The 5,875-nt window shown below is 58.6% G+C and carries 7 protein-coding genes and 1 pseudogene; all 8 read right to left on the bottom strand.

Translation table 11 applies throughout. The features are described 5' to 3' along the window. Positions 1-227, bottom strand: a pseudogene (locus ROG8370_RS19280) (IS110 family transposase); the annotation flags it as partial. 177 nt (positions 228-404) lie between these two features. Further along, a complete protein-coding gene (locus ROG8370_RS19275; protein ID WP_085828758.1) occupies positions 405-830 on the bottom strand; it encodes a c-type cytochrome in 426 nt (141 codons plus the stop codon). A 108-nt stretch (positions 831-938) separates the two neighbouring features. Next, the gene (locus tag ROG8370_RS21175) at positions 939-1,220 is read right to left on the bottom strand and encodes a copper-binding protein (RefSeq protein ID WP_139838234.1); all 282 of its coding nucleotides are present in this window, start codon (positions 1,218-1,220) and stop codon (positions 939-941) included. Positions 1,221-1,244: 24 nt separating this feature from the next. Further along, positions 1,245-1,784, bottom strand: a complete 540-nt coding sequence (locus ROG8370_RS21170; RefSeq protein WP_085828755.1) for a cupredoxin domain-containing protein — start codon at positions 1,782-1,784, stop codon at positions 1,245-1,247. Between the two features lie 17 nt (positions 1,785-1,801). After that, the gene (locus tag ROG8370_RS19260) at positions 1,802-3,157 is read right to left on the bottom strand and encodes a multicopper oxidase family protein (protein WP_085828756.1); all 1,356 of its coding nucleotides are present in this window, start codon (positions 3,155-3,157) and stop codon (positions 1,802-1,804) included. Positions 3,158-3,170: 13 nt separating this feature from the next. Further along, positions 3,171-4,643 carry a TolC family protein gene (locus ROG8370_RS19255; protein ID WP_085828754.1) on the bottom strand — a complete coding sequence of 491 codons (1,473 nt, stop codon included), beginning with the start codon at positions 4,641-4,643 and terminating at the stop codon, positions 3,171-3,173. Then, positions 4,640-4,873: a hypothetical protein gene (locus ROG8370_RS19250; protein WP_085828753.1), complete on the bottom strand. Its 234-nt coding sequence runs from the start codon at positions 4,871-4,873 to the stop codon at positions 4,640-4,642. Before ROG8370_RS19250 ends, ROG8370_RS19255 begins: the two co-directional genes overlap by 4 nt. A gap of 84 nt (positions 4,874-4,957) precedes the next feature. Beyond that, positions 4,958-5,314 (bottom strand): hypothetical protein, encoded by a 357-nt coding sequence (locus tag ROG8370_RS19245; protein ID WP_139838233.1) that lies wholly within the window; start codon positions 5,312-5,314, stop codon positions 4,958-4,960. Positions 5,315-5,875: the final 561 nt, after the last annotated feature.

Genomic DNA, 5,875 nt, shown 5'->3' with positions numbered 1-5,875 from the left:
TCTAAACCCATCTTGCGCAGCGTGCCACTGACAAAGTGGGCACTCAGACACGCCTCCATTCCGACAATACAACGCGGCAACTTTTCGAACGTCGTGACCAATGCAAGGCGTTTGATCTGCTTACGCAAAACGCGCTGCCCATCGTCATCAAAACCAACAATGTGAAATGTGTCGTAACCAATATCGATGCCAACCGACATCAGATCATCAAACTCAACCTTCGCCATGCTACTTCTCCTATATGCAGGTGAAACTAAGCTCAGTCTAACCTGCTGGGTGAAGCAGCCGGTACATCCCATTACCGGACCTTCGTGCCGAATGCAGCGGAGGGCCGCTATCTCACCTGTGCGAATGGGACAACGTCCTTACCGCCCTATTTTGCACTCAGCCGAAGTCGATCCTTATCAGTTGATACCGTTAAAACGCTGCAAGTCCCGAACATAGGCGACGATCATTGTAACATCGGCGCGGGTTACACCCTTGATCGGGGGCATATCCCCAAAAGGCCAATGATGGCCACGCACGCCAAGTGCGGCTGCGCGTTGAAAGGCCTCATCGCCATGATGGGACGGCTCATAGACTTTATGAACCAAAGGGGGTCCGACACCGTGTTTTCCGGCTGCGTTGTCTCCGTGGCAGTTTGCGCATTTCGCCTGATATGCGGTTTTTCCAATTGATGCATCCGGCGATAGTGTTTCCGGCAGCCGTACCGACGCGATTGCATCGGCTTGACCTGCGGCTGGCGCAGGCGTCGGTTTTGGAGGCTGAGCAAGGAAATAGGCCGCAATACCGACAGCAACAACTCCGATGAAAATGATGGGTTTTCGCATATAGAAATCCTCTTTCTGCGTTGACCAGTTGGTCGGGCAATTGCGGCGGCATCGCCCATCCGGGTGGCGGTTTGGGCGCACATTCATCCTGCGCCCAAAAGCTGTTGCCTATTTCAGGTCGGTGACGGTCAGTTTTCCATTCACCCGGTCCGCGACGAATTCGATGTCGTCGCCGGGTTCAAGCTGTTCGAACATGGCCTCGTCGGCGACGCGAAAGACCATGGTCATCGCGGGCATGTCCAGATTGACCAGCTCTTCGTGAATGATGGTGACCTTACCCGCATCAGGGGCCACTTTCTTGACGACGCCCTTGGTAAAGACCGGCTCTGCGAAGGCACCGGTTGCGGCTGTGATCGCAAGGCCCAGAAGGATGGATTTGATGAGGTTCATAGCGTTTCCTTTCGGGTTATGGGGTCAATTAGACGTCACATTGAGCGGGCCATGCATGCCCATTTCCATGTGGCCCGGTATCAGGCAGGCAAAGTTGAATTCGCCTGCATTAGCGAAGGTCCAGATGATCTCGCCGTTTTCGCCGGGAGCCAGGCGCACCGAATTGGGATCATCATGTTCCATCTCGGGGAACTTCATCATCAGCGCACGGTGCTTTTCGTTATTGGCGAAGGTATCCATGACAAACTCATGGTCGACCTCACCGGCATTGGTGATCTTGAAATGAACGGTCTCGCCTTCGGCAAACATCAGGTCGCGCGGTTCAAAAAGCATATCGCCATCGGCGGTTTCCATCATGGTAACCGTGACGATGCGATCAATTTTCGCCGTGTCGCCCGTCATGCCGATCTGCATCATGTCCATATGACCCGCGCCATGGCCGTGACCGTCTTGCGTTTTCATATGACCTGCGTCGTGGCCGTGGCCGCCACCATGGGTTCCGGCGGCGAATGCCAGACTTGCCGATACTGCCAGGATGCTTGTCGTCAGGATAAGTTTTCTCATTGCGTCTCTCCGTTGATTCAGGATTTCCGCGCCGTGTCCGGGCGGGGTGTCAGGATGGTTTGAGCTTTTTCATTAGAGGTGAATTCCGGCAACTCGCCGGTCCATTCATAGGCCTCGGTGCCGGGCGGGTTCTCGTACCAGCCGGGATCGGAGTAATCGTTCGCCTCGATGCCCTCGCGCACCTTCACGACCGAAAACATGCCGCCCATTTCAATCGGCCCATGCGGGCCCCAGCCGGTCATCATCGGCACGGTATTGTCGGGGATTTCCATAGACATTACAGCCATATCCGCCATGCCCGCAGTGCCCATCGGCATATATTCCGGCTGATGTTTGCGGATCATCCCCGTCAGCGCCCGTTTGTCTGCCCCGATGAAATTGGGCACGTCATGGCCCATGGCGTTCATCGTGTGATGTGACTTGTGACAGTGGATCGCCCAATCGCCGGGATGAACCGCGTCAAACTCGTAGGCGCGCATCGCGCCGACGGGAATGTCGATCGACACCTCGGGCCAACGCGCCTCGGGCGGAACCCAGCCACCATCGGTGCAGGTCACCTCGAAGTCATAGCCATGCATGTGGATCGGGTGATTTGTCATGGTCAGGTTGCCGACGCGCACGCGTACCCGGTCGCCAAGGCCCACCACCAGCGGGTCGATATCGGGGAAAACCCGGCTGTTCCAGGTCCAGAGATTGAACTCGGTCATTGTCATCACGCGCGGGATATACGTGCCCGGATCAATGTCGAATGCGTTCAGCATGATGCAGAAATCTCGATCCACCGGCATGAAGGTCGGATCTTTGGGGTGGACGATGAACATGCCCATCATCCCCATTGCCATCTGCACCATTTCATCGGCATGCGGGTGATACATGAAGGTGCCCGATTTCACGAGATCGAACTCGTAGACAAAGGTTTTGCCGGGTGGAATGCCGGGATGACTGAGCCCGCCGACGCCATCCATGCCCGAGGGCAGGATGAGGCCGTGCCAATGCACCGTGGTATGTTCCGGCAGCTTGTTGGTGACGAAAATGCGTACCCTGTCGCCCTCGACCGCCTCGATCGTGGGGCCGGTGGATTGGCCATTATAGCCCCAGAGATAGGCGGTCATGCCATCGGCAAGCTCGCGTTCCACCGGCTCGGCGACCAGATGGAATTCCTTGACGTTGCCGTTCATCCGGTACGGCAGCGTCCAGCCATTCAGGGTGACCACCGGGTTATAGTCAGGTCCGGACTGGGGCCTGAGCGGGGCTTGCGTGGATGCACCATCCATCACGGCGGCCTCGGGCAGCCCCATATTCTGGGTTTTGGCCATTGCACCGGTGGCCATCAGGCCCGCGCCGGCAGTGAGAAGTTGACGTCTGTTCATCATCTTATGTTCCTTTTCAATGCCCGCCGGAGCCGTCACCGGCCACCGATGCCTGAGTATCACCACCGCTGCCCGCGCCACCGCCACCGCCGCCATGCACTGCGGCCACAAGATTGGCCTCGGCCTGCCAGAAGTCGCGTCGTGCACTCGCCTCGGTCAGGTTGGAATTCAACCGCGCGCGGGTGTCTGCCAAAAGCTCGAATGTGTTGGTGATCATGCCGTTGTAAGACAGCAGCGCCTCTTCCTCGATGGTCTGGCGCAGCGGCAGAACAGCATTGCGGTAGTGACCGGCGATCTGATGCGTGCCGACATAAGAGGCATGCGCGGCGCGCGCTTCGGAGCGCACATTCACCGCCCGTTCGGCGAGCTGATGCGCCGCCAGCATATAGGCCGCCTCGGCCCGTTTTAGGCGCGCCTTGCCGCTGTCGAAAATCGGGATCGCGAAATCAAGCTCGACCTGTGGCGTGGTCTTCGTTTCGATCCCGCCGCCGTCATTCTCGCGTTCCAGTTCGGCCCCGACCACCAGTTCCAGATCGGTGACGTATCGCGTCGCTTCGGTCATTCCGCGCGCTTTTGCCATGCTGTCCAGATCAAGCCGCGCAATCGCCAGGTCGACCCGCGACTTGAGCGCATCGCGCTCGATATGCGGGCGGCTTTTCACCTGCCTCGGCAGGCGTGGCAGGGCATTGGGCACGAAATAAGTCACGTCCTGCCCCCAAAGACCCATTTGCCGGGTCAACGCCTCTTTCGCCAGCGTGGCGGCAAGTTTGGCCTGTGCCCGCTGGCCGGTCAGCTCGGCGTAGAACGCATGCTCGCGCGCCTGATCGGCCTTGTTGAGATAGCCGGTATCGCCAAGCCGTGCCGCCAGTTCCGACGCGGCATCGGCGGTTCCCTGGGCCTCGCGGATCAACCCGGCGGCCTCGAATGCGGCCACGGCATCGACCCAGGCGCGCCGGGTATCGACCGCAACGCTCAGGGTCTTCTCGACCGCGGTAAGCTGTGCCTGACGAAATTTGACATCCGCCGCACGGCTGCGGCCCTCTTGTGTGAACGCCGCCTGCAGGTTGTTGGCAATCACCCCCTCGATGGAGCGGAACGCCCCGACCCCGTCAGCATTGATCCCAAGTACCCCGATGGAAACCACCGGATTGGGCGTCATGATGGATTGCCAGGCCTCGGCCGAGGACACGCCCAGCTGCGCATAGGCCGCCTGAAGGCCGCGATTGTTCAAGAGCGCCACTTGCACGGCGGTATCCGCGTCAAGCGTCTTGCCCTGAACCATGGCATGCACGCGCTTGGCATTGGCCTCGATCGCGGGGGCATCCATCAAAAGGGCGGTGTCCTTGCCCAGCACCTTTCGCGCATTATCCGAGACAGGAGCAAACGCTGCCTTTGGATCGGCAAAGCGCGCAACCTGCTGCGGCGAGGCACAGGCAGAGATCAGCAGGGCTGCAGACAGTGCCAGCCCCGATTTGCATGACACTCTCATTCGCTGCCCCCTTTGTGATCGGGGGACTGCCGCTCATTAAGCTCTTGCCAGGAGGCGGGTCCTTTGACCGGGCGTGCGACATAACCGGCAAGCAGCGCCGGGGTACTTGCATGGCGCAGGGCGGTCTCTGGTGTGGCGGCGGGTGCCAATTGGGTTGGCGCTGGCGGTTCAGTCACCGTGCCACAGGCCGCAAGGGCTATGGAAACGCCCAGAACAATATAGTTTCTCATGATTTCTCCTGATCGATAGAACGCAAGACAGGACCTCCACGTGAACCGTGCGTCCCGCTCATTCAGATCCGGCACAGCCGGAGATCAGGTATTTGGGGGTCTTAAAAGGCCGTCAGCGCGATTAAGCGCCACAAGTTCTTGTTCTTTCGAAACGATGGCCGCCGAAAGCAAAACAGAGATCACAACAGCCTCGGAGGCCTCATATGCCACAGCCGAGCAGGCGTGCATCATGCAGGTCTCATGGTCATGATCAGGCGCAGTTTCACCACTCGCCGCGGGTTGGCTTGCGTGATCCATGACCATCGGCGCGGCGTGTCTCGAATCTGATGCGGCATGCGCACAATGGTCTTGATGCATCACGTCATTTGAGGCCATCGCCACACCATTGGCTGCGATTGCCACAATCAGCGCCAGCAGAAAGGTTTGAAAAGTAACCCGCACATTCATCATTCTTTGTGGATAAACTGCGGTGTTCGATGACGCAACCGAAATTGGGTCAGGGCCCGTTCAATAAAAGCGTGTTGCAGTCGGGCCAAGGACGCAGTGCGCCGCCTGCTGTGCGTCTGGCTTGTCCTACAGGACACGCAGCAAGCGCCCAAGGTCGGCTTGCGGGCAATGTCAAGACATCTCGCACCCAAAGCGAAGGTCCGCTCCCCGCCATTTCTGCCGGATGTCACTCCCGGCCCTTTGCGGACCTTGGGTGCGATGTTCAAATACTTCGGTCGCCGCTCGCATTGCCGACATTCGCCGCACGTTGTTCGAATTCACAATGTACAGGACATTTGCGTCGCACTCTGCACCGCAAGTGTATAGAAGTTAGCACACTCTACCATTGGTAGCTTGCAGAGGTGGTCGCGAAATTTCGGACCAGTTGTTAAGGTGGATCGCATGACGAAAGAAGTGATCCGGTATGAAGAAACGCAAAAACCATTCACCCGAATTCAAAGCCCGTGTTGCGCTTGAGGCGATCCGCGAGGAGATGACGTTGGCGGAGCTGTCGAA

Source organism: Roseovarius gaetbuli, assembly GCF_900172365.1.
Taxonomy (GTDB): Bacteria; Pseudomonadota; Alphaproteobacteria; order Rhodobacterales; family Rhodobacteraceae; genus Roseovarius; species Roseovarius gaetbuli.
This window is presented reverse-complemented; position numbering and strand designations above follow the sequence as displayed.

Coding starts and splice junctions, on each gene's coding strand:
- ROG8370_RS19275 (WP_085828758.1), bottom strand. CDS start 830: ATGCGAAAACCCATCATTTTCATCGGAGTTGTTGCTGTCGGTATTGCG.
- ROG8370_RS21175 (WP_139838234.1), bottom strand. CDS start 1,220: ATGAACCTCATCAAATCCATCCTTCTGGGCCTTGCGATCACAGCCGCA.
- ROG8370_RS21170 (WP_085828755.1), bottom strand. CDS start 1,784: ATGAGAAAACTTATCCTGACGACAAGCATCCTGGCAGTATCGGCAAGT.
- ROG8370_RS19260 (WP_085828756.1), bottom strand. CDS start 3,157: ATGATGAACAGACGTCAACTTCTCACTGCCGGCGCGGGCCTGATGGCC.
- ROG8370_RS19255 (WP_085828754.1), bottom strand. CDS start 4,643: ATGAGAGTGTCATGCAAATCGGGGCTGGCACTGTCTGCAGCCCTGCTG.
- ROG8370_RS19250 (WP_085828753.1), bottom strand. CDS start 4,873: ATGAGAAACTATATTGTTCTGGGCGTTTCCATAGCCCTTGCGGCCTGT.